Raw genomic sequence first — 22,290 nt, forward strand, 5'->3', positions numbered from 1 at the left:
CACTGGGCACTCTCCCACGCCATCACACGTTTCTAAAATTTCGCACATGCACTGATGGCATGGGAACCTTGCTGTTTTAATTTTCCTTAAGGGGCTAAGCCATGTTAGACAACAACATAAAGAACCAACTAAAAAGCCATTTTGAATCGCTGACTCAGCCTGTTGAGCTGCTTATCGCCTTGGACGACAGCAAAAAATCAACAGAAGTAGAAAGTCTAGCAAACGATTTAGCGTCACTAAGCGATAAGTTTAGTGTAATAAATAATCCCGATACTAGCGCCCGCAGGCCTTCTATGGTGGTGCATTCACCAGAAAAAAACACCCATATTACCTTTGCAGGTGTACCTATGGGACACGAATTTACTAGTTTAGTGTTAGCGCTATTAAATACGGGTGGTCACCCTAGTAAAGCAAGTAAAGATGACATTGAACAAATACAAACACTTGAACAAACACTTAATTTTGAAGTGTATATTAGCTTGAGTTGCCAAACCTGCCCGCAAGTTGTGCAGGCACTTAATACTATGGCAGCAACAAATAGTAATATTAAAGCCACCATGATTGATGGGGCATTATTTCAAGATGAAGTTGAGCAAAGAAACATACTGGCTGTACCCGCTGTTTATTTAAATGGTGAACCTTTTAGCCAAGGGGCCATGAGCCTCACTGATATTTTAAATAAAGTGGATAGCAAAGGTGCACAGCGCCAAGCAGCATCACTCAATGAAAAGTCGGTGTTTGATGTACTTGTCGTCGGTGGTGGGCCAGCTGGTGCTTCGGCAGCTATTTATTCAGCACGTAAAGGGCTCAATACTGGGGTTGTAGCAGAGCGATTTGGCGGTCAAGTTGCTGATACATTAGCGATTGAAAATTTTATTTCAATTAAAGCAACGCAAGGGCCAAAAATGGTGGCTCAGTTGGAAGAACACGTTAAAGAATACGATGTTGATGTTATGCACAACCAACGCGCGGCAAACCTGCAAAAAGGCAGTAATGGGTATGATATTACTTTAGAAAATGGCGCTGTATTAAAAGCAAAATCACTCGTACTAGCAACCGGTGCACGCTGGCGCGAAATGAATGTACCCGGTGAGCAACAGTATAAAGGCCATGGCGTTGCATACTGCCCGCACTGTGATGGGCCTCTATTTAAAGGTAAACCGGTTGCGGTTATTGGTGGTGGTAATTCAGGTATTGAGGCGGCAATTGATTTAGCCAATATAGTTGAACACGTTACTGTGCTTGAATTTGCTGATACGTTACGCGCCGATGAGGTACTTATTCGTAAAGCTAATAGCTTAAAAAACATCACTATTATTAAAAACGCCCAAACCACGGAAGTACTTGGTGATGGCAAAAAAGTAACGGGGTTAAGTTATACCGACCGCCTTAGCGGCGAGAGTAAACAGTTGAACTTATCCGGTATATTTGTACAAATTGGTTTAATACCTAATACCGAATGGTTGAAAGACAGCGACCTTGAACTGAGCCAATTTGGTGAAATACTCATTGATGCCAAAGGCGCAACATCGTTACAAGGCGTTTATGCTGCAGGTGATGCAACCACTACGCCATTTAAGCAAATTATTATTGCGATGGGGGCGGGCGCAACAGCAAGCCTAGGTGCGTTTGACTATTTAATTCGTCAAACGCCCGATGCAGAGCAAAGCGCTGCTTAATAGTGTTTTAGCTTAAAGTCTCTTGATATAACAGCTCTCACCCATAGCTGTTTGTTCACCCAAGCCGCCCTCTCCAAAGGCGGCTTTTTTGAGCGCTATTTAAGTCGGGTAATACCCACTAAAATACAGACTGCGCCACCAATAAAGCCAAGCCAGGCTTCCATAGGTGTTTCGCCGTTTAATGCGCGGGTAACCTGAGAGGCTGCTGAGTCATAAACGTCATAGCCCCATATTGCCAGTGCGATACCAATAACAATAAGTACAATACCAATAATTTTATTTGTCATAATGATCCTTTGTTTTCTAGTGCAAGTTAATCTGAGCGACACTCGTTATTATAATGTGGCTACGCTCAGCCTTTTTAATGTATTTGTAATTGCTTCTTCTATTGCTGGAAGCTTAAATGGTTTGGCTATAAACATATCCATGCCCGCTTGTTTACAGCTTAGTTTATCTTGGGAAGAAGCATTAGCCGTCAGAGCGACGATATATGTGCTTTTGGGGCTACAAATGTTATTAGATCTTAATTGTTTGGTAGCCTCAAAACCATCAAGTATTGGCATAATACAATCCATAAAAATAAGATCGTAATGCTTTTGTTTGCACTTTAAAATTGCGTCTTGGCCGTCTATGGCAAAGTCTGATTTTATATTAAACTTATCCAGCGCAGCTTCTAATACAAGGCGGTTTATTTCGTTATCATCAACCACCAGTACTGATAATTTGGCACCATGATTATTAATCAATTTAAGACTCGGTGTCTGTATTTGTTGTTTGCCAAGTTCAATCGGGATAGTTAAGGTAAAACACGTACCCACATTAACCTCACTCGTTACTTCAATTTTGCCATTCATAAAACCAACGAGTTCTTTAACAATTGCTAAACCTAATCCGGTGCCGCCTTTATTGTTGTTAGCATCAACCTCTTGGGTAAAAGGCTTAAATAATGAGTTTAAATACGCTTTACTCATGCCGCGACCCGTGTCGGTTATTTTAATGGTAAGTAAAGGGTGTTTTGTGTCTAATGCTAATTGCGAATAGAGAGAAACAGATCCATGCTCTGTAAATTTTAACGCGTTACTTAGTAAATTAGAGACAATTTGGCTTAATCGAGAGGTGTCGCAGTATACCCAAACATCATTAGGAATGAGATTAGTGGCTAGCAGTTCAATGTTTTTATTACTAAACAATACCGAATATAAAGAAACCAAATCGGTAAATACCGTTTTAAGTAGAGAGTGGTGAGGCTCCAGTTTTAACTCACCATGATTTATTTTTGAAAAATCGAGTACTTCATTAATAATACTTAATAAAATGTCAGCACTTCGAAGGGCGACTTTAATTTTTTCTGCCCGCTTGTCATAATCGTGTTCATCAATGAGAGTCGCTAACATTCCCGTAATACCATTAAGCGGGGTTCTAAGCTCATGACTAATTTTGGCAAACAGCATACTACGGTCTTGGAGGAGTTGTTCTGCAAGTGCTTTTTTTTGTTTTAACTCTTCGCGTAACTTAACGGCTTCAGTTATATCTTGAAAAGTACCAAATAATCGCACACATTTGCCGTTGTTAAACTCGGCCTCTCCAAAAGTCGACACCCAAATATTTTGCTGCTTTGCGGTAACTATTTCCAGCTCTAAATGCCATTTTTCACCCTTAGATACCGCATTTTCTACCGCTTTATTAATGCTATCTCGACTTTTACCCGCTTTATAAAATTCAATGGCTGTTTCCATGTTTGGAGTATAGCCTTCTTCGGCTTGATGAATACGTCGAGTTTGCTGGCTCCAAAAAATGCTATTGTCTATTAGGTCGACTTCCCATGTGCCTATATTTGCAACGCTTTCAAGTTTCAATAAGGTGTCACTATTTTTAGTGAGATTAACTTTATCCTGATTGCGCGCAAATTCTGAGCCCAACCACTGAGCCAATAATTCAATATAATCATAAGCTTCATCGCTAAAAGGGGCGCATTCTTGAGCTGATGAAAAGTTAACAGTTCCAAATACGTCTGTACCTATTCGTATAGGCGCTCCAATATACGCCTCCAATTGGAAATTAATATAGCAAGGATGATTTGCAATACTACTTTGCGACGCATTATGAAATGCCAGTGCAGAGTTGGCCAACAAAGTATGTGTACAATAGGTGCCGTTTAACTCAAACTCAGTACCAATAGCAAGAGAATTGTCAGGGGTAATAGCATGTAAAACAGTGTAAGAATTATTTTTTACGCGGCTGATAATAGCCAAATCGAGCTGAAAAACATCGAGCCCAAAAGCAAGTAAGTCTGCAATTTTTTGATCAAAGCTAAGCTGTTGATCAGAGACTATATTATGAAAGCATCGAAGAAAATTCACAAAAAACCTTAATTTATTTAGTACGTACACAAAAACACAAGCAAGCACTATGCCTAAACATAATCTATTTTTTGACAATAAGCCATTAACACATAATTCCTTACTACATTAACTCGCGGGTTTAAAAATTAATAGCTTGAATTAGATGTAAATTCAGGGTTATATCACTATGTAGTTCTTCTTAGTCCACGCTGTTTATTAATAACCCTTCTTGTATTACCTGTGTATGCTCAAGCACGTTGAGTAACGTTCACCATAAACATATTTTATAATTTCAATAGCTTTGGGTGTATGAGTAAATGCAATTTCGACTTCGAGCAATCTGTTTGGAATGGTTTTATCGCTCATAACCATTGCTACCAAATCTAGGTTTATCCAAGTAACTTTTAGCTTCACTTATGCCCATTTGATAGCCTGAATTGAGTATAGCTCGATTTTTAGTGGTGCGGCCGACTTTAAACCCTGTTGGTGGTGCAATAATATTTATTTTGCAATCTGACGGAGCATTGTGCAAAAAATCAATACTGTCATTATAATTTTTAGAACGTTGTATGGCGGCCTCTGCAAGCGCAGGGCTCTGTTTATAGAGTTGTTTAGTTAACCACGGTACTTTGTTGTCTTTTTTACGATAGCCTAAAGGTTGGGAGAGGATAACTGTTATTTCTGATGCACCCATTTCATAGGCTTTTTTTACCGGAATAGAATCGGCAACGCCACCATCGGTCATTGCGATCCCGTTTATTGTTGGGTAATCCCGATAAGCGATTGGGATGGCGCAAGAGGCTTTTAATTGCTCAACCATTTCATTGCCCGTTGCTTGCAAATAGTGAGCTTTACCTGAATCTATTGCTGTTGCAACAATATAAAAATCGTAAAGAGATTGCGAGAATTCGTCGGTATTCAAGGGGATTTCACGAACTGTTTCTTGCCACAGCCAATCTAAATCAAATAGATGGCCGCCTTTGATAAAACGTGCGAGATTAATAAATTCTGGCCTGCAGGAGTAATCGGTGATCACTTTGTAGTTGCGTGTTGGCTGCTTACATAAATAGGCTGCCACATTTGTAGCACCAGCTGATACTCCAAAATACCGATTAAAGGGTTGATATCCTTGCTCTAAAAACTCATCAAGCACACCTGCAGCAAAAATACCGCGCATTGCACCACCTTCAACGACTAACGTATGATTATTGTTCGTCATGCTCATTTCCATCCTTTGATAATACCTCATGCTAACAAGTGATTTGCGTATGTGCGAGTAACTTTTTATTGCGGCTCGCTACTTTTAAATTGCTTTCTGTAAGCGGAAGGTGAAATAGAGAAAGCGGCTAAAAACTGTTGTCGAAAGCTAACACTCGATGAAAACCCAGATTGATTAGCAATTCTATCTATATTGTGGTTACTTGTTTCTAATAGCTGCTGCGCGATGGTTAGACGTTGACTCAGCAGCCATTGTGTAAATGTAGTGCCCATTGCTTTTTTAAAAAGTCGAGAAAAATTACGGCGACTCATACTTGCTTTACTGGCGAGTTCATCGATTGTTAAAGGTTTAGTTAAATTTTTTAGTGCCCAAGTGATAGCCGGCTCTAAACGGTTACTATCGATGTGTCGAGGAATGGGTTTTTCTATGTACTGTACTTGTCCTCCACTGCGGTGAGGCGCCACAACCATGCGTCTGGCCACGCTGTTGGCAATATCTGCGCCGTGATCACGACGTAATAAATGTAGGCAACAATCAATTGCGGCAGCGGCGCCTGCTGAGGTAAAAACATTTCCTTCGTCAATGTACAGTACATCGTTATCAAAGTTTACTTTTGGGTATTTTTGTGCGAAGTCGTTAGCCCATACCCAGTGTGTTGATGCTGTTTTGCCATCCAATATACCTGCTTCAGCAAGCACAAAAGCGCCTAAACATAAACCTACCATTCTTGCTCCACGAGCATGTGCACGGCGAAGTGCATTAAGTAAAGCTGTTGAGGCGGGTATATCAGGATCGCACCACGCGGGTACTATGACAGTATCAGCAGTTTCAAGTATTGACAGGTCTTGTTTTATTTCTATGGGAAAGCCAGAAAGTGTTGGCACCAGACCTACCGTTTCTGTACATACTGTGACTTTATATGGACGAGCGCCCACGCGGTCTAAGTCTTCACCAAAAATACTACACGGAATAGATAGGTGAAACAAACTGATATTGTTATAAGCAACAATCGCAACGGTATGTTCACAGAGTAATGTCATTTTGGCCTAATATCATCGACTACCGTCCTTTAGGACACTATTTGCAACCGACTATAAAGTATAAGCTGTCACGGTGCAAACGCAGCAACACGGCTGTCACAGCCGTGATAGCTTATAAACTTAAATTTAACTCGGTATTAAAGGATAAATTATGACGACGACACTTCGTGAACTTAATGGGCTTGACTCCACACCCGCTTCACTTACAGACGCCACACTTATATTTGTTGATTATCAAAATACTTATACACAAGGTGTTATGGAGTTAGAAGGGTGGCAAGATGCTCTTAATAATGCGGCAATTTTACTGGCTGATGCACGTGCTGCTGGTTCTAAAATTATTCATATTATGCATGATGGTGGTGAAGGCTCGCCTTACGATATTAATGCCGAAATAGGCCAAATACACTCAAGTGTCGCGCCAATTGCGGATGAAAAAGTTATCGTTAAAACAGCTCCCGATAGTTTTGTAGGAACAGACTTAGGCGAACAAGTAGATGTAATTGGTAATAATAAATTGATCATTGTTGGGTTTATGACCCACATGTGTGTGACATTTACAGCGCAAGGTGCATTTTTAAGAGGTAACCACGCAACGGTAGTCGCTGACGCGTGCGCTACAAGACCATTACAAACTTCAGTAAGTGATGTGTTGGCATATGATCTACATAAAAGTGCCTTAGCAACCATTAATGACTTATATGGCGTGGTTATCCCAAGTGCTGATGACTTAAGCTAAGAAAGTGTTTTTAATTTATAAATTTAAATGGGCAATTTATTGTTCATTTAAATAGCACAAAGTGGTTATTAATATAATGATATGACTTTCATTGTGAAAAGAGTAATTTATGATTGTTTATTATTCAAAAATACATATTTGATTTCTGCCAGCTTTCTTTGCTTTATATAAAGCAATGTCAGCGCTTTTTATTAGGGTTTCTGTGTGTGTATCTGCATTTGGATAACTACAAAAGCAACCAAAGCTAAGTGTTATGTAAGGGGCAATAGGAGAGAACTCATGCGTAATATTCAGTGCTTTTATTTTTTGCTCAATTAACAAAGCAAATTTATGGCATTGCTCTATATTCGTAGCAGGTAAAATGATTGCGAATTCTTCACCGCCATAGCGAGCTGCTATGTCACCCTCACGTTTACATAAACTTTTTAATGCACGAGCAACGTGTTTTAACGTTTCATCGCCTTTGTGGTGGCCATAATTGTCGTTATAGCGCTTAAAAAAGTCGATATCACACATAATTAAACTAATTGGTTGGTGTTGTCTTGCAGAGCGTTTAATTTCGCTCTTTAGGGAAGTATCAAAAAATCGGCGGTTGGCAATATCAGTAAGTGCATCGGTGTTTGCTAACTTATTTAATTTTGTATTAGCGTTAATTAATTGTTTTTGGGCTAACTGCAGCTTTTTTTTATAGTTTATGTTTTTGAGTGCGTTATTAATAATTTCGCCTACGAGCTTGATTCTTATTAAATCTATTTTGCTCCATTGGCGTTTTGTATTAACACAGTCACAGCCAATAAAACCAACAAGCTCCTTGTCAAAGCGCAGGCCAACACATAAAACAGACTGAATACTCTGCGCTTCAAACTCTGCTTTTTCTGAATTCGCTTCTGGCGGTAACTGAGCAACATCATTAACTTTAAATAGGTGTGTTAAGTTCATTACATCAAAAAAGTAGGGTAGCTCGGCTTTAGGGACGTTTTGCAACCTGTCTTTGTAGGCAGTTATGCCGGTGTTCACCCATTCATGCGTATTGGTTAAAGTTTCACTATCGGTATTAAATTCAAATAAGTAGCTTCTATCTGCTTTACAAACGGTGCCTATGGCTTTGAGTGCAAAGTTAATTTGTTGATCAATATTGTCATTTTGAATATCAATTAGTTTGGTGGATATTTTTGAAATAATATGGTCAAAATTATATTGCTCTGCATGACTATGGTCTTGCTCTAAAGTGATCATAGAAACAGAGTCATCAATGATTGAGTAGTTCACATTTAAAAGCTGAGGCGTGAATTCACACTCTAATAAAACAGCTGTTAGAGTAGATGTGAATAATTGCTCAACGGTAACAACCGTATCATCATTAAAGTCGCGAAGCGTAATATTGTTAAAAACATCGCTGCTAAGCGCGTCGTCACTATTTATGTTAAGTAACGTTTTGGCATGTTGGTTTAAGATGTAATTATGTGTTTTATTGTCATAAACAATCACCGCTAAATTAATTAGATTAAAAACCTGCCAAATTGTATTGTTTGAGTCATGGCTCACGGGTTTCTCCGCATTAAAATATGATAACTGACCATATTTATGAATTAATTATTATTTTTGTATCTGCTTAGTTATTTTTAGTACAGTTTTTTGTGTTTTACTAAGTTTTTAGTGCGTTTATTTGGCCTACGTATTACAATTGTGACTGTATATCATTACGTATTTCCCAATTTGCTTTATTTCATAAGCTTACTTTATTTTTAGTGAAGGTCTATTATATTTCATGACAGAAATAACCACACATCACGCTTCTCGTCGCCGTTTGTTAATTGCACTTGCAATTACCTGCTCATTTATGGTGATTCAATTAGTGGGTGCGTATTACGCAAACTCACTTGCAGTACTTGCTGATGCAGGGCATTTGTTTGTTCATAATAGCTCTTTGTTCATTGCTCTCATTGCGTCTAGCTTTGCTATTCATTTAGCTAAAACCTATAACGATGGCCATCAAAAAGCAGAGCTAATAGGGGGGTTGATCAACGGCGTTTTATACCTAGCCATTAGTTCACTTATCTTATATGAGGGCACTGAGCGCTTTATGCATCATAAAGGGGGACATGAGCTGGTTATTAATAGTTACTTGATGTCGGTAATTGCTGCTATTGGTTTTTTATTTCATGGCGCAGCGGCATGGGTGCTTTATAAAGGCCGTAAGGCGAGCATTAATGTGTATGCCGTGTTTTTACACTCGTTTTTTGATTTAATATCAACGGTTTCTACTTTTGCTGCTGGTGTACTTATATACATAACAGGCTGGAATGTAATTGATATTTTATCGAGCATGTTAATTGCGTCTTTTGTCTTATTTACCGGTATTAAGGTCATTATTAGCTGTCTCAAGGGGTTGCGTTCAAATAAAGCTAAGTTACCTAAAGTGGCCGATATTGAAACAGAAATAACCACCATGGAACATGTTGCAAATGTGCACAATGTCACTGTTGTTCGTAAAAACAAAAAGGTTATTGTTGGTGCTCATGTTGTGCTAAAACAACACTGTACTATAGAAAAACATGATGAAGAGTGCCGCTTAAAGGTAATTAAACTGCTTGCAGATAAATTTAATGTGCGCAACAGCGTATTACAAATAGAAAGCTACGAATGCAAGCACATACACTAATGCGTTAAACCTAAAAGCGACTTAACTAAGTCGCTTTTAGTTTCGTATCAAATCAATAATTTTTTCGAAGCACTCCGGGCTCATTAAATCGTTAGCACTCATAGGGCGAGCAAGGTAGTAACCTTGTAGCTTATGACAGCCAATATTTTTTAAAAACTCTAGCTGCTCCCGCGTTTCTACCCCTTCGGCAATGCAATATAACTCTAAGTTTTCAGCGAGTGAGTAAATCGTTTTAATAATAGATTCATTCCCTTTATCAATACCAATACTATTAACAAAGCTTTGATCTATTTTTATCACATTAATTGGAAATTGACTCAAATAAGTTAACGATGAATAGCCAGTGCCAAAATCATCAAGAAACAGGTTGAACCCAGCAGCCTGTAAGCTTTTTAGTTGCTTAGCTGCTTTGTATTTATCTTCTAATAGCGTGTTTTCTGTAATTTCTAAACGAAGTTGTTGTGGTTTTATCTGTGCTTTTTCTAGTATGGAGCTGAGCTGCTGCGTTATATTGGACTTTAAAATATGTTTTGGAGACAAATTTAACGATATGTAAAACAACGGGTTAATGTTCAAAAGTGGAGCAAGCTCAGTAATTGCACGCTGTAATGCTTGCTCAGTTAACATATCAATTAAGCCAGTCTCTTCAGCAATAGGTATAAATAAAGCGGGAGAAACCGGTTTGCCTTGGTTTTCCCAGCGCATAAGTAATTCAACCCCACTTATTGTTTTATCTAGTGTATTAACAATAGGTTGATAGTGATTAAAAAACAGATTATCCCTAGCAGCATCTTTTAAGTCGTTTTCAAGAATAAGCTTTTGTTTAATTTGCTCATTCATTTTTTCATTAAAAAACTGAAATCCATTTCTGCCTGCTTGTTTAGCATGCATCATGGCAATATCTGCGTTACGTATGAGGGCATCGGTCGATGTTGCATCGTATGGGTACAATGCAATACCAATACTGGCTGATATATTAATCGCGAAGTCTTCAATAATAACCTTGTTAGCCAGCTCTTTGCTCATTTCGTTGAGGGTGTGTTGTAAAGAGGCCATTGAGGTAACGTTTTCAACTAACACTAAAAATTCATCACCACTTTGGCGGCCAAATGTAGCGTCATCACCTAAGTATTGGCTCACTCGCTCGGTAATATTGCACAATAGTTTGTCACCCACTGCATGACCAAAGGAGTCATTGACGGGTTTAAATTTATCTAAATCTATAAATATAACAGCGCATTGCGAATCGTCTTTAGCGGCGCTTGTAATGGCATTTTCGATTTTTTGATTCATTAAACTACGATTAGGTAAGCCCGTTAACGCATCGTAATTAGCAAGGTAGCGTAACTCATTTTCAGCGCGTTTCTGCTCTGTTAAATCGGTAATAACAATAACATAATAACTGACTTTATCTTTTTCATTAGCAACGGCTGTGGCACTTAAATGAATAGGGTGTTTTTCAGCTTTTGTGGTCTTTACATAAGCATTTGTTCGCCAGTTTTCTTTTGGTTTAAGTGCTTTTAAAATTGTTGCAAACTCTCTACACTTAGCTTGACCAATGGCATTAATAAATAATTTTGAGGTAACAATCCCCTCTCTGCCTTCATCAGAAAACACATCCATAAAGCTGTTATTGGCTGAAAATGGCACGAGGTCTTCATCTAAAATAAGTAAAAAGTCATTTATTTGACTAAATGCTTCGCCTAATATCTTGGCTTGTTGTTCGTTTGCCAGCTGCTCGGTAATATTAGTAAAAATACCCGACACATAAAGAGGCTCTTTAGTGTCTTCATTATAAATAGTTTGCCCCAAATCATGAAACCATAACCAGTGCCCATCTTTGTGCCGTAAACGATAAGTAGCTTGCCAATGTTTTTGCTTAGTTTGGTTTGTAAAAGTATTCCATTTACTTTGTAGCCTGCGACGCTCATCAGGATGCATAATATTAAAAAAACTACTTATATCGATGCGTTCAGGTAAGTTCTCGTAGCCAAGCTCTGCGCCTCTATCTGTATTTACTGAGTTATCTGCAAAGCTATAGTTCCATACACCGCTTTTATTACTTTTTAGTGCCAGCTCAGTTTGTGTTTTAGAGTGCACAGCGGCGCGGTGAGCTTGTTCAATTGCAATTTTACGGCTTCGGTATTGCCAGAAAAATAAAAACAAAATAACAACAATAGCAATAAAATATAAAGTATATGCAATAGGAGACTGCCAAGGGGCGTAAGCTACACTAAATTTTAACTGTATGGGGTCACTTGTGATCACTCCATTTCGCTGTTGAGTAGAGACAGACAAAGTATAATCACCAGGTTGTAATTTAGTAAAAAACACCTGGTTAGATTTTAAATCGTTGTAGCTCAAAGACGAAGGGCCTGTAAGCTCAACTTTGTAGTAGGTTTTATTAATATTTTTATAATCAAAATTTGAAAACCGAACCGTTAAGCCCATATCGTCGTGCTTAAGCATTAATGGATCAGTGCTGTATTTTGAAGGGGAGTAATTAAGGGCTTGTGAAAACAAACTAATATTAGTAATTGCTAAGTTATTATTGATTTTTCGCTGTTCATTATCAAATTGATCTGGGTCAAACATTAGCACGCCGCTACGGTTACCAAACGCTAACTCGTTGTTGTGTAATCTTAATGCTGCTAGAGCTGTAAAGTGATTGTTACTTAAGCCATCTTTTATTGTGTACGTGGTGATGTTAAGCGTATCTAAATTAAGTTGATAAAGACCGTTATCAGTACTTATCCATAAAAAGTCTTTATTATCTGCAATAAGTTTAAAAATAGAGTTAGTATTTAATGAGTTGTGTTTATCAAATACATGCACTTGCTGATATGTTTTAGCGTTTACTGCAATTAAGCCTTCTTGGGTGGTGGCTAACCACAGCAGCCCTCGCTTAGCATCGTAATAATAATTCTCTACTGTATGGTAAAGATTGTTTTTTGCTGTTTTAGATTCAAAAATAGTAACTAAAGTCGCTGTTTCTTCGTTGTATCGATAAAGCGTGTCAGAGGTACTTAACAGTAATTCGCCAGGGAAAGCCTCAGAGGGGGTATGAAACGTATATGCAAGCATGGGCGATACCTGCTCTTTTAGTCCATTAATAACTCGGTTTTCGCCTGTGTTACCATTAAATATATAAAAGTTATCATTGTTTATATAAGCAAAAGTATCGGGTGCAACTTGTGCAATGCCGAACGTATAGTCGGTATTTAACTTGTACTGAGTAATGTATTTGTTTTTTTCAAATGTTGTTGTTTCTTTATTAAAGAGATCGAGCCCGGAAAAAGTTGCTAGCCATAGGTAGTTATCGCCTTTGCCATATGCAGGGAAAATATCACCTATAGCCGATAGGCCATAGACCGCTTTGCTATCTTTAGATTGTAGATATAAGTCACTCTTTTGGGTTTCTAAGTTATACTGAACAAGCCCATCGTCAGTGCCTATCCACAGTAATTTACTATTATCTTGGTAAATAGTATTTACAATATTATTTTCAGGTAAGGTTATTTTTTTAAACTTTTTTGTTTGTGCTGCCCAAGTAAATATTCCATGTGTTCTAGAACCTAACCAAAGTAAGCCCGACTCATCAAACATAATATCGTTTATCGTGTTCTCTGTTACGTTGTAGTTACTATCTTTGAAGTTTAAAATAGGGCTAATGCTTGTGTTTTTTCTATCGAATTCAAATAACCCACTTTCTGTGGCAATAAACTCACCATACGGTGTGTTTATATAATCCCAAATATTATAGTCACTTATCAAAGTTGTTAATGCTGAAGGGTTTATATTTTTAATTTCATCAAAAGCAATCCGATACATTCCTTCAACCGTACCAATTAACAAACCGAGCTCATCATCTATGGATAAAAATTTAACATTGTTGCTATCGTTTGTAACTTCTTGAATGTCGTTAAGTGTTATTTGTTGTAGGTCGTTATTGGCAAAGCTATAAACATATAGCCCCTGATCGGCACCAATATACAATGTGTTTTGGTATAATGATAATGCTCTAATAAACATATTTTCATCGGGCAAAGATGAGATGAGTGTTAGGCCTTTTGATGTTTTACCATATCGGTAGATGTGCGAATCAATAGAAAAATAAAAATGCGCCGGTTGTTCAGCAACAGCCTGAACAGGAGAGAACTTTTCTTGATTTTGGTTTAAATGCCCTGAATATATTAGCTCTGCTTGCAAGGTATTAGGGTTAATCAAATAACTTCCTGCAAGTTGAGTATTAACCAGAATTTGGCCGTCAATTGCTTTATAAATACTATTAATGTAGTTATTTTTTAAACCCAATTCGCTCTCGTAAGGCGTGACTTGGTATCCGTCGAATCGGTATAAACCTTCAGTTGTAGCAATCCATACATAGCCCACGTCATCTTGGAGTGATTTCACTATAAAGCTTTGCGACAATTGTTCGTTGTTAGTGATACGTTGTAATTGTTCTGAATAAGTTTGTGAAGCAAAGCTATGCTGCGAGCAAACAAATAAAAACATATAAACAATAAAGAAAAACTTACTCAAAAGCACTTACCCTTACAACGAACAAGGTTGGTATTAAATATTGGCGTAATATAACATGAGTTTAATTCAAAAATTACAAAAAGCATTAAATGTAAACTGTTTGTTGTGTTTTTGTTGTTTGTTACAAGGTTAATCTAGTTATAACGTAAGGACATAGTATGAATTACGCAGGAAATATTAAAGCAGAGCACAGTATACTTTTAGTTATCGACTTACAAAGTAAGTTAGCACCAGCGATTGCTTCGTTTAATGACACGCTAGATTGTGCTTTGCAGTTAGCAAAAGCAAGTGCTATTCATCAAATTCCTTCAATAATTACAGAACATTATAAAAAAGGACTAGGTGAAAGTGATGAGAAAATAAAATCTGTGTTACCTAATGCTCGCTATTTTGAAAAAATTAACTTTAGTGCCTGTGCACAAGAGGGGTTTTTAGATACTCTTGCGCAATTAAATCGCCCACATATAGTTGTAATTGGCACTGAAGCGCACGTTTGTGTGTTACAAACATGCTTAGATTTATTACAGCAGGGTTATGCGGTCACTGTGGCAGCTGATGCAGTAGCATCAAGAAACACAGAGCACAAAGCTATTGCACTAGAACAGCTTCGTCAAGCCGGTGCTATAGTCTCTTGTGTAGAGACCATCATATTTCAATGGACAACAAAAGCAGGGACGTCTACCTTTAAACAAATACTACCAATTGTTAAGTAGCGCATTAAAAACGGTTTTAAATCAAATAATTTGTACTTTGTTTGATTTGAAATAATAAATAGCTAGCTGTTTTGAGTTTAAATATCAGCTGAACGTGTTTAAATTAGAACACAATTAATTTAAGGTTTTTATGTCTAGTGTAAGTCGGTTATTCACAATTATTTTTAGTCTTTTGTTTATTGAGTCTATAGGTATTGGTCTTTATTTTGGCACCCTGACAGAAGCATTTCTTGTCGGCTTACCGTTATGTTTGCTCCCCATTTGGCTTTTAAAAACCCAACCCGATAGCAAAATGACACCGCATGTTGTTGCGGCTGCAATTATGATGTTTTCATTTTTACATATTCAACAAGCCTATGGCCTTATTGAAGTGCATTTCGAAATATTCATTTTCTTAGCCATGCTAATAATGTTCATAGAGTGGCGAGTGTTTATTACCGCTATTGTGTTTGTAGCTATACACCATTTATCTTTTTACTATTTGCAAACACAAAATACTGGTTTTTACGTATTTGATCCAGACCGACTCGCCTTTTCAACAGTGCTTATTCACGCAGCGTATGCCATTGTGGAAGCGCTTGTAGCTGGTTTTATTGCCGTAACATTAAATCGCGAACGCCGTGCGGGTCTATCGTTAAGTTATGCCACAGAGCAAATAATGCAAGATCCAAATCAAGTTAAGCTTTCTATGCGAGCAGATGACACAACAAGCAAAGCGGTAGTTGGTTTTAATACTTTGCTTGAGTACTTATCAGATGTGATTAAGCAAGTTCAAGTTCAGTCAGACTCTTTAAAAAATAACTCTAAAGAGCTTATTCATGTTCATGATGAGTTAGCCAATAGCGCGCAGCAACGAAACGCGCAAACAGATGATATTGCTAATTCAGGCGCACAAGTTGCGCATGGTTTTAAGTTAGTTGAACAAGAAAGCGATACTTTAAAACAACAAGTTAATAGCATTACTGAATCAGCCAATGTTGCGCTGGAAGAAGTATTACAAACCGACAGAAAAAGCACCGAGCTACTCACCTTGTTAACAAACACTGAAGAGCAGTTAAGCCATTTAGTGGCCGCTGGGGATGTTATTACTAGTTTACTCAATGAAATTTCAGGCATAGCCGACCAAACTAATTTATTAGCCCTTAATGCTGCAATAGAGGCCGCACGAGCGGGTGAGCATGGCAGAGGGTTTGCTGTTGTTGCCGATGAAGTACGCTCGCTTGCAAATAGCAGCCAAGCAACAACAACCAAAATAGCGTCTACGCTTACTGATCTGGTAAATAATAGTCGCACGTCAACTCAGTCGATGAATCAATGTGTAGAATTTGTGGTTGATTTAACAAAAATAAGCGCAACGATGAAAGAGAATATTTCGTCAATGAGTGATCAAATTCAAGCGGTATCTGCCAGCACTAACTCAGTAGCTCAAGTGGTTTCCGAACAGGCTGGAAATACAGAGCAAATAGCAATGAGTACAAATCAAATGCGCCAAAATCAGTATCAAGAGACTAAAATAGTTGAGCAGTTAACGGCTAAAGTGCAGCTGATAGACGTAAGTATTGATGTATTAGAGCAAAGTATTGCAAAATTTAAGTAAGTCTCGTTATTTCACCATTAGCTTAATTTGTATATGGCTTGCTTTTGTTGTGTCGGCACTTGTTTACTTTCAGCTAGGGCAGCTAAAGCCCTTTGATGAGGGTAATATGCTTAAACAGCAAAACTGGTTTTCGCAATTTAAAAACCAAGTACTGTGGCAAAACAAAGACAGTGCTCAACTTGTGATTATTACGCAAGAAAATTGCGGCTGTACAATTCAAGCACAGCCTCATTTATCAGCCTTGCAACGCTTTGCTACAAACCAAGGTGTTGAAGTGCAAAATTTTGTATTAAATAATGAGTTAAAGTCAGTGGTCCCTGCCACACCTGCCGCCGTTTTAATTGATAAAAATGGTGAGTTTGTTTATGCAGGGCCTTTATCTGAAGGGCTGGCATGCTCTCAAGGTAGTGGCTTTGTGGAAACCGTTATTAGTAATTTACAGGCCGGATTTAACTCATCATTATTAATAGCGGATACAAAAGGCTGCTATTGTGTAAATAACGCCTAAATCATATACCCTTATATAAAAAGCGCTTACAACTAACTTGTATAAAAGTAGGTAAGCGCTTTTTATTGTTTAACGATTAAAGAGTGATTTAAACGTTATTTAATCATTATATAGTCACTAAACCATAAATACCCAACAGTACAAAAACACTGGCTGCTATCGCTCTTACGGTATTTAATGGAATTCTTTTTAGTAACGCCTTACCGGCATAAATAACAGGGACATTGGCAATTAACATGCCTAATGTAGTACCCAGCGTAACCCAAAGTACTGATTGATATTGTGCACCGAGCAACACGGTTGCAATTTGTGTTTTGTCCCCAATTTCAGCAATAAAAAATAAGATTAAGGCCACTAAAAATGCACCATAGCGGTCGTATTTATGGCTCACTTCTTCATCTTTATCTGGAATAAGTAGCCACAGCCCTACCACAATAAAGCTTATATTGACTATCCAAGGTAAGTATTCGACGGCAAAGTTTCCGCTTAGCCAATCACCAAACCATGCAGATAAACCATGATTAATAATAGTAGCAGCGAGAATGCCTAAAATAAGTGCAATTTTATTATGAAAGCGAGCAGCTAATAGTAAAGATAAAAGCTGGGTTTTATCGCCTATTTCAGCAAGGGCAACAGTGACGGTAGAGGTTAAAAAAATATCCATTAATATAATCTTCAGGCGGGAATACTAAACCAAGGCAAACAGCTATCTCCCGCCATGAGGATAGTGTCTACCTAGGTCTCGCCGATAACGCTTGCTACAACATTACAAACTTACCATGCACATGAGGTGCAATTATGTTGATAAGTTTACTCATTACTGAGCGGGCTACTCCCCTAAAAGAGCAGCGATTATTCCACAAAGTTTAAAGTAGGTAAATATATACGGGTAACTTTTAAATTTAAAAGGTGGCTTTGTGTCGTTAGTGCACAAATAAACTTGCTTTTGGCTATCAAGTTAGCTGTAATAATAAACAGAAGGAAGTTGAACAATTTGAAATTATATTCACGTGTAAAGGAATTTAAATATGCAATCAACTGTCGTTAAATCAACAATGGCAACCATTCAAAATGGAGTTATGAAAGCGGACGGAAAGTTTTGGATTACGCAAACCGACTTAAATTTTGAACCTTTTAATGAAAAATTAGGGTTAGAACCATATACAATTGCCCGTGATACAATTTTAAAAGTGGTTGAATGTAAAGGCAAAGGCGCAGGCCTTGTTCCAATAACAGCTGATGCGATAGAGGTTTTCACGCAAGATGGCAGCTCGTATCAGTTTATACTCTCAAACCCCAGTGATTGGATAAATATATTGTCAAATCAAACGAGTGCTTAAAGTAACAAGCATGCCATCAATTAATAATTTTAATTGATGGCAAATAAGGCTTTCATTTAAGGTATAACTCCTAACATGCGGCAAAATGAAAGTACCTAAACTTTAAATACATTAACTTGCCCTTGTAGCATTGCCGCAAGCTGTGCGAGTTCTTGCGATGCCTGTGCATTTTGCTGTGAGCTTTCGCTAACCGACGTGATACTCGCGCTAAACTCATTAATATTACTGCTTAGCTCATTTGCGACCATTTTTTGCTCCTGAGTTGCGGTTGATATTTGAGTATTCATATCTGCAATTTCAGTAACTTCACGGTTAATTTCGCTGAGCACCTGCGAAGAATAATTAGCATGCTCAACACTCTCTTTAGCGCTGCTTTCAGCGTTACCCATGGCATTAACAGCTTGCTGAGCCATGCCTTGTAGTTTAGTGATCATTTCATTAATGCTAGCGGTTGCCTTTTGAGTATTGTGGGCAAGTTGCCTTACTTCATCGGCTACAACGGCAAAACCACGACCAGAATCGCCAGCTCTTGCTGCTTCAATAGCTGCATTTAGAGCTAACAAGTTAGTTTGCTCAGCAACGCTTTGAATCATCATAACAACTTGGTTTATATCATTGGTTTGTGTATTTAGATCTGTAATGAGCTGCGTATTAGTATTAACTAAAGTTGAAAGCGTATTTATTGACTCTATATTATCAGCAACAGCTTGTTGCCCTTGGCCTGCCTTAATGTCGGCACTTGTTGCCTTGTCGGAGGTTGTTTGCGCGTTTTGAGCAACTTGTTCTATTGCACTGCTCATTTGAGTAATTGCAGTTGCAATCATAGCCGATTGTTGCTCTTGCTGCGTTGCTGTACTGGCAACCTGAATACTAATAGAGTTCATTTCTTCAGCTGCAGAGGCAAGTGTCAGCGTTGCGCCTGCCATATCTTTTACTAAACCTTGGATCCGAAGTAGCATATCATTAAAGTTAGATGCGGTATCTGCAATCTCATCCTTACCTTGAACCTCAGCACGAGCTGTTAAATCAGCATTGGTCGCAATGTGCGTTATGGTATCGCGTAATGACATTAATGGATTTTGTATCGAAGAATAAATAAAGTAAGCAACAATCAGTAACAGTAAAATCAATATCGCGATTGTCACACTCATTATCAATTTTATAAATTGATAATTCTCATCAGCTTTAACTTTAAAATCACTTGCTTCTTTAAGTTGTAAATCAATTAAAGCTTGGTAGCTGGCACTCAGCGGATCAAAGAGTTGGTAAAGCTCATAAACAAATTGCTTTTGTGGGATTAGTAAAAACTCACCACTATTAATACTTACAATTAAATTATTCAAGTGCGTAAGCACAGGCTGTAGTTTACTTTCAACGTTATCTACTAAGCGCTTTTCTTCAGCTGTTAGCTGTGTGCTCAGGTAGGCTTTCCATTCATTATCAGCCGTATTTCTAGCATCATTAATATTCGCTAAAAGCGCTGATTTGGTAATAGACTCAGCACGATACTTGTGAAGTAAATCAACAATATTTACAGCGTAATTATCAGACACATGTTTAATTTGCTTAAGTGGTACGACTCGGTCGTCGTATAAACTATCAATCCCTGCTACTAACCTTCCCATTGTGTTTATTGAAAAAAACGATGTAATTAAAAAAATCATAATTGGTAGCAATGCAAGCACGGCTAAACGGGTACGCACAGAATAATTGTTTAACATAGTTATCCAAAATTACAGCAATAATAAAAAAGTATAATATGGATAAAAAATTTTACTGAATTTTTATATGAAAATTATTCAGTTTTAAAACTCTTTTGTGTTTTAAGTTAAAAAATGCCTGCCTAATTTAAAAAAGCTTTTACTCGCATAACCCAATCAATCTTTATTATTGTTACTGCAGATAGGGGGGTAGGTAATCTTGTCATTGTTTGCAAAACGCCAAGCAAATTATGTGTGATTGAACTGCGCTTAGAGCGAGAAGCAGACGGTCAGGTAAACTCGTTTTTGGACAAAAATGAGTTAGAGCTGAAGGACGGCTCTGTGCCATTTGCGGACTGTCGTAACCTTAGACTCTTGTTAGCCATTTACTCTGGTAGTGAAAATGTGAACTCTTGATAGTCGTGTTCTTTAGTCAGTGCTGAGGCTGTATTTTCAAAGTGCTGTAAAAAAAATTCAGACTCTACTGAATCAGGTGTCACATGCTCTTTCACAAATGGGTGCAATGCAATTCCTGCATTCAGAGACAAAGGCACAAAGTTGAAAAATATTTGAGATTTACTGAAACCTAAAGATTTTGCCTCTTCTTCAAATTTATCTGCATTTAAATAGTTACGAATTAGATCTCTAGCATTAGCTCTCAATCTTGATTCATTTCGTGGCAAAGTTAACAAATCGTCTAAATCAGACCAAGATAGAGGTATATCAAAGTACCCTCCACCTTCTTCCTCTTCAGGTACAACAGAATTTACGTATAGATACTTCTTTTTGTTTGTAGGCTTTTCACAAACTTGATTATGGTAGTTCCATAAACTTCTAATTCTGTTTGCTTTGTTATGGTGGCGAGCATTGCGAATTGCCAGAATTATGCAAAGTTCAGGGACTGAATACCAATCTACTGGCTTTCCTAATTCTTGCGCCATCAAATCATATAAATTATGGAATGCATTTAATTTTGCGTTAATTGCAGTTTCCACAGTACCCACGGCTTCTGCTCTATCAATATCAATTAATTGTTTTAATCTTTGATTCGATTCAAGCAGAACTCTAAACGTTTGAGTCAGGTCTTCGAAGGAATGGGTAAGCATATAAACTCCGTACGTATGAATTAATGGCTAACAGCTTATTGAACACCGTTTTGGTGGTTTATAACACACCAAAACGGCGTATATTACATACCCCGATAATTTCACCAATAATTTCCTTTGTAAACAAGTAATTAAAATAGCGAGATATTAAGCATGTTATTTTTCCCCAAAGCGGCGTTTAATAATGTTATCGAACAGAATTAGGCTCTTACTCAAAGAAGTAATAATAAATTTAACTTTTCAGTGTCCGCTCCTCGCTCATACCCGAATTCTTTTGTAGCGAGCTAAGCTTAAAACTCCATAAACACCGGAGTACAACTAATGCACCAGTTAACTATATATCAGCCTAAAGAGCCTTGGAATAAAAATAAGCTTGTAGGACAAAAGTTACCTCTAAAATTACAGCAAATATGGGCTATCCGAATACGACTGGAACTTTTTCATAAAATAAGAGATCTAGCACTATTTAACCTAGCCATAGATAGCAAACTAAGAGGGTGTGATTTAGTTTCACTAAAAGTTAATGACATTGCACATGGTAAAGCAATCCAATCACGGGCAATAGTCGTTCAAAAAAAGACTGGTATGCCTGTTCAATTTGAAATTACTGGAAATACAAGGAAATCAATTGTGGCGCTCATAGAGCAATTTACTCTCAATTCTTATGATTACTTGTTTAAGTCACGAATTCATTCCTCTGAACACCTTTCAACCCGTCAATATGGACGTATAGTTGACTCTTGGGTCACCTCAATTGGGTTAGATAAGACTCAATATGGCACTCATTCAATGAGACGTACCAAACCATCACTAATTTACAAAAAAACTAAAAATTTAAGAGCCTGTCAGCTTCTACTTGGCCATAGAAAACTAGAGAGCACTGTCAGGTACTTGGGAATAGAAGTTGATGATGCGTTAGAAGTATCAGAACAGATCGATGCTTAAATTTGAACCTAAGCCAGACTCGAAGTTAGAGTCTGGCACGTGCCATAATCCGACCTTGAGACACATAGAGATTAAGACTGCAAAGATACGAAAGCGGAAGTTAGCTTTGGCCTGTTTAACGACAAATATTCCGACAAAGCAGTCATGACTATTAGTTT

17 protein-coding genes are annotated in these 22,290 nt (G+C 37.8%); 8 read left to right on the forward strand and 9 right to left on the reverse strand.

The features are described 5' to 3' along the window. The first annotated feature begins 101 nt into the window (after positions 1 to 101). Positions 102 to 1,679 carry an alkyl hydroperoxide reductase subunit F gene (gene ahpF, locus KK487_RS18115; RefSeq protein WP_016899607.1) on the forward strand — a complete coding sequence of 526 codons (1,578 nt, stop codon included), beginning with the start codon at positions 102 to 104 and terminating at the stop codon, positions 1,677 to 1,679. A gap of 95 nt (positions 1,680 to 1,774) precedes the next feature. On the opposite strand, the gene KK487_RS18120 is transcribed toward ahpF, so the two are convergent. The 4 genes from KK487_RS18120 to KK487_RS18135 form a co-directional block, all read right to left on the reverse strand. Then, positions 1,775 to 1,966 carry a DUF3185 family protein gene (locus tag KK487_RS18120; RefSeq protein ID WP_013463077.1) on the reverse strand — a complete coding sequence of 64 codons (192 nt, stop codon included), beginning with the start codon at positions 1,964 to 1,966 and terminating at the stop codon, positions 1,775 to 1,777. Between the two features lie 48 nt (positions 1,967 to 2,014). Continuing rightward, positions 2,015 to 4,039 (reverse strand): hybrid sensor histidine kinase/response regulator, encoded by a 2,025-nt coding sequence (locus tag KK487_RS18125; RefSeq protein WP_036955063.1) that lies wholly within the window; start codon positions 4,037 to 4,039, stop codon positions 2,015 to 2,017. Positions 4,040 to 4,376: 337 nt separating this feature from the next. Then, a complete protein-coding gene (locus tag KK487_RS18130; protein WP_029609938.1) occupies positions 4,377 to 5,240 on the reverse strand; it encodes a patatin-like phospholipase family protein in 864 nt (287 codons plus the stop codon). A 65-nt stretch (positions 5,241 to 5,305) separates the two neighbouring features. Further along, entirely contained in the window at positions 5,306 to 6,280 is a 975-nt protein-coding gene (locus KK487_RS18135) for a GlxA family transcriptional regulator (RefSeq protein WP_016899609.1), read from the reverse strand. Between the two features lie 151 nt (positions 6,281 to 6,431). On the opposite strand from KK487_RS18135, the gene KK487_RS18140 reads away from it, so the two are divergent. Then, positions 6,432 to 7,019, forward strand: coding sequence for a cysteine hydrolase family protein (locus KK487_RS18140; RefSeq protein WP_016899610.1), 588 nt, complete (start codon positions 6,432 to 6,434; stop codon positions 7,017 to 7,019). Positions 7,020 to 7,139: 120 nt separating this feature from the next. Here the strand turns inward: KK487_RS18140 and KK487_RS18145 are convergent, their stop codons facing one another. Next, a complete protein-coding gene (locus tag KK487_RS18145) occupies positions 7,140 to 8,564 on the reverse strand; it encodes a sensor domain-containing diguanylate cyclase (protein ID WP_029609939.1) in 1,425 nt (474 codons plus the stop codon). Positions 8,565 to 8,787: 223 nt separating this feature from the next. Here KK487_RS18145 and KK487_RS18150 point away from each other — a divergent pair, with 223 nt between their 5' ends. Next, complete coding sequence (locus KK487_RS18150) at positions 8,788 to 9,681, forward strand: cation diffusion facilitator family transporter (protein ID WP_013463085.1); 894 nt, start codon at positions 8,788 to 8,790, stop codon at positions 9,679 to 9,681. Positions 9,682 to 9,717: 36 nt separating this feature from the next. On the opposite strand, the gene KK487_RS18155 is transcribed toward KK487_RS18150, so the two are convergent. Further along, on the reverse strand, positions 9,718 to 14,223 hold the full coding sequence (locus KK487_RS18155) for an EAL domain-containing protein (RefSeq protein ID WP_020476943.1): 4,506 nt from the start codon (positions 14,221 to 14,223) through the stop codon (positions 9,718 to 9,720). A gap of 158 nt (positions 14,224 to 14,381) precedes the next feature. Between KK487_RS18155 and KK487_RS18160 the strand changes: the two genes are divergently transcribed. From KK487_RS18160 to KK487_RS18170, 3 genes are all read left to right on the forward strand, one after another. Further along, positions 14,382 to 14,936, forward strand: a complete 555-nt coding sequence (locus KK487_RS18160) for an isochorismatase family protein (protein ID WP_016899612.1) — start codon at positions 14,382 to 14,384, stop codon at positions 14,934 to 14,936. 130 nt (positions 14,937 to 15,066) lie between these two features. Beyond that, entirely contained in the window at positions 15,067 to 16,533 is a 1,467-nt protein-coding gene (locus KK487_RS18165) for a methyl-accepting chemotaxis protein (protein ID WP_016899613.1), read from the forward strand. Then, positions 16,517 to 17,041, forward strand: a complete 525-nt coding sequence (locus tag KK487_RS18170; RefSeq protein ID WP_016899614.1) for a DUF6436 domain-containing protein — start codon at positions 16,517 to 16,519, stop codon at positions 17,039 to 17,041. Before KK487_RS18165 ends, KK487_RS18170 begins: the two co-directional genes overlap by 17 nt. Positions 17,042 to 17,147: 106 nt before the next feature. On the opposite strand, the gene KK487_RS18175 is transcribed toward KK487_RS18170, so the two are convergent. Then, positions 17,148 to 17,705 (reverse strand): TMEM165/GDT1 family protein, encoded by a 558-nt coding sequence (locus tag KK487_RS18175; protein ID WP_016899615.1) that lies wholly within the window; start codon positions 17,703 to 17,705, stop codon positions 17,148 to 17,150. 364 nt (positions 17,706 to 18,069) lie between these two features. Between KK487_RS18175 and KK487_RS18180 the strand changes: the two genes are divergently transcribed. Beyond that, positions 18,070 to 18,381: a hypothetical protein gene (locus KK487_RS18180; protein WP_013463090.1), complete on the forward strand. Its 312-nt coding sequence runs from the start codon at positions 18,070 to 18,072 to the stop codon at positions 18,379 to 18,381. Between the two features lie 95 nt (positions 18,382 to 18,476). On the opposite strand, the gene KK487_RS18185 is transcribed toward KK487_RS18180, so the two are convergent. Both KK487_RS18185 and KK487_RS18190 read right to left on the reverse strand, forming a co-directional pair. After that, entirely contained in the window at positions 18,477 to 20,102 is a 1,626-nt protein-coding gene (locus tag KK487_RS18185) for a methyl-accepting chemotaxis protein (RefSeq protein ID WP_016899616.1), read from the reverse strand. Positions 20,103 to 20,467: 365 nt separating this feature from the next. Next, on the reverse strand, positions 20,468 to 21,187 hold the full coding sequence (locus tag KK487_RS18190) for a PI-PLC domain-containing protein (protein WP_058155173.1): 720 nt from the start codon (positions 21,185 to 21,187) through the stop codon (positions 20,468 to 20,470). A gap of 321 nt (positions 21,188 to 21,508) precedes the next feature. On the opposite strand from KK487_RS18190, the gene KK487_RS18195 reads away from it, so the two are divergent. Continuing rightward, a complete protein-coding gene (locus tag KK487_RS18195; RefSeq protein ID WP_004589486.1) occupies positions 21,509 to 22,132 on the forward strand; it encodes a tyrosine-type recombinase/integrase in 624 nt (207 codons plus the stop codon). Positions 22,133 to 22,290: the final 158 nt, after the last annotated feature.

Source organism: Pseudoalteromonas sp. SiA1, assembly GCF_018732205.1.
In the GTDB taxonomy this organism is placed as follows: Bacteria; Pseudomonadota; Gammaproteobacteria; order Enterobacterales; family Alteromonadaceae; genus Pseudoalteromonas; species Pseudoalteromonas tetraodonis.

Bases quoted from the DNA above. Each gene is read 5' to 3' on its own strand.
- ahpF (WP_016899607.1), top strand. From the start codon at position 102: ATGTTAGACAACAACATAAAGAACCAACTAAAAAGCCATTTTGAATCG.
- KK487_RS18120 (WP_013463077.1), bottom strand. From the start codon at position 1,966: ATGACAAATAAAATTATTGGTATTGTACTTATTGTTATTGGTATCGCA.
- KK487_RS18130 (WP_029609938.1), bottom strand. From the start codon at position 5,240: ATGACGAACAATAATCATACGTTAGTCGTTGAAGGTGGTGCAATGCGC.
- KK487_RS18135 (WP_016899609.1), bottom strand. From the start codon at position 6,280: ATGACATTACTCTGTGAACATACCGTTGCGATTGTTGCTTATAACAAT.
- KK487_RS18140 (WP_016899610.1), top strand. From the start codon at position 6,432: ATGACGACGACACTTCGTGAACTTAATGGGCTTGACTCCACACCCGCT.
- KK487_RS18150 (WP_013463085.1), top strand. From the start codon at position 8,788: ATGACAGAAATAACCACACATCACGCTTCTCGTCGCCGTTTGTTAATT.
- KK487_RS18160 (WP_016899612.1), top strand. From the start codon at position 14,382: ATGAATTACGCAGGAAATATTAAAGCAGAGCACAGTATACTTTTAGTT.
- KK487_RS18165 (WP_016899613.1), top strand. From the start codon at position 15,067: ATGTCTAGTGTAAGTCGGTTATTCACAATTATTTTTAGTCTTTTGTTT.
- KK487_RS18175 (WP_016899615.1), bottom strand. From the start codon at position 17,705: ATGGATATTTTTTTAACCTCTACCGTCACTGTTGCCCTTGCTGAAATA.
- KK487_RS18180 (WP_013463090.1), top strand. From the start codon at position 18,070: ATGCAATCAACTGTCGTTAAATCAACAATGGCAACCATTCAAAATGGA.
- KK487_RS18185 (WP_016899616.1), bottom strand. From the start codon at position 20,102: ATGTTAAACAATTATTCTGTGCGTACCCGTTTAGCCGTGCTTGCATTG.
- KK487_RS18190 (WP_058155173.1), bottom strand. From the start codon at position 21,187: ATGCTTACCCATTCCTTCGAAGACCTGACTCAAACGTTTAGAGTTCTG.
- KK487_RS18195 (WP_004589486.1), top strand. From the start codon at position 21,509: ATGCACCAGTTAACTATATATCAGCCTAAAGAGCCTTGGAATAAAAAT.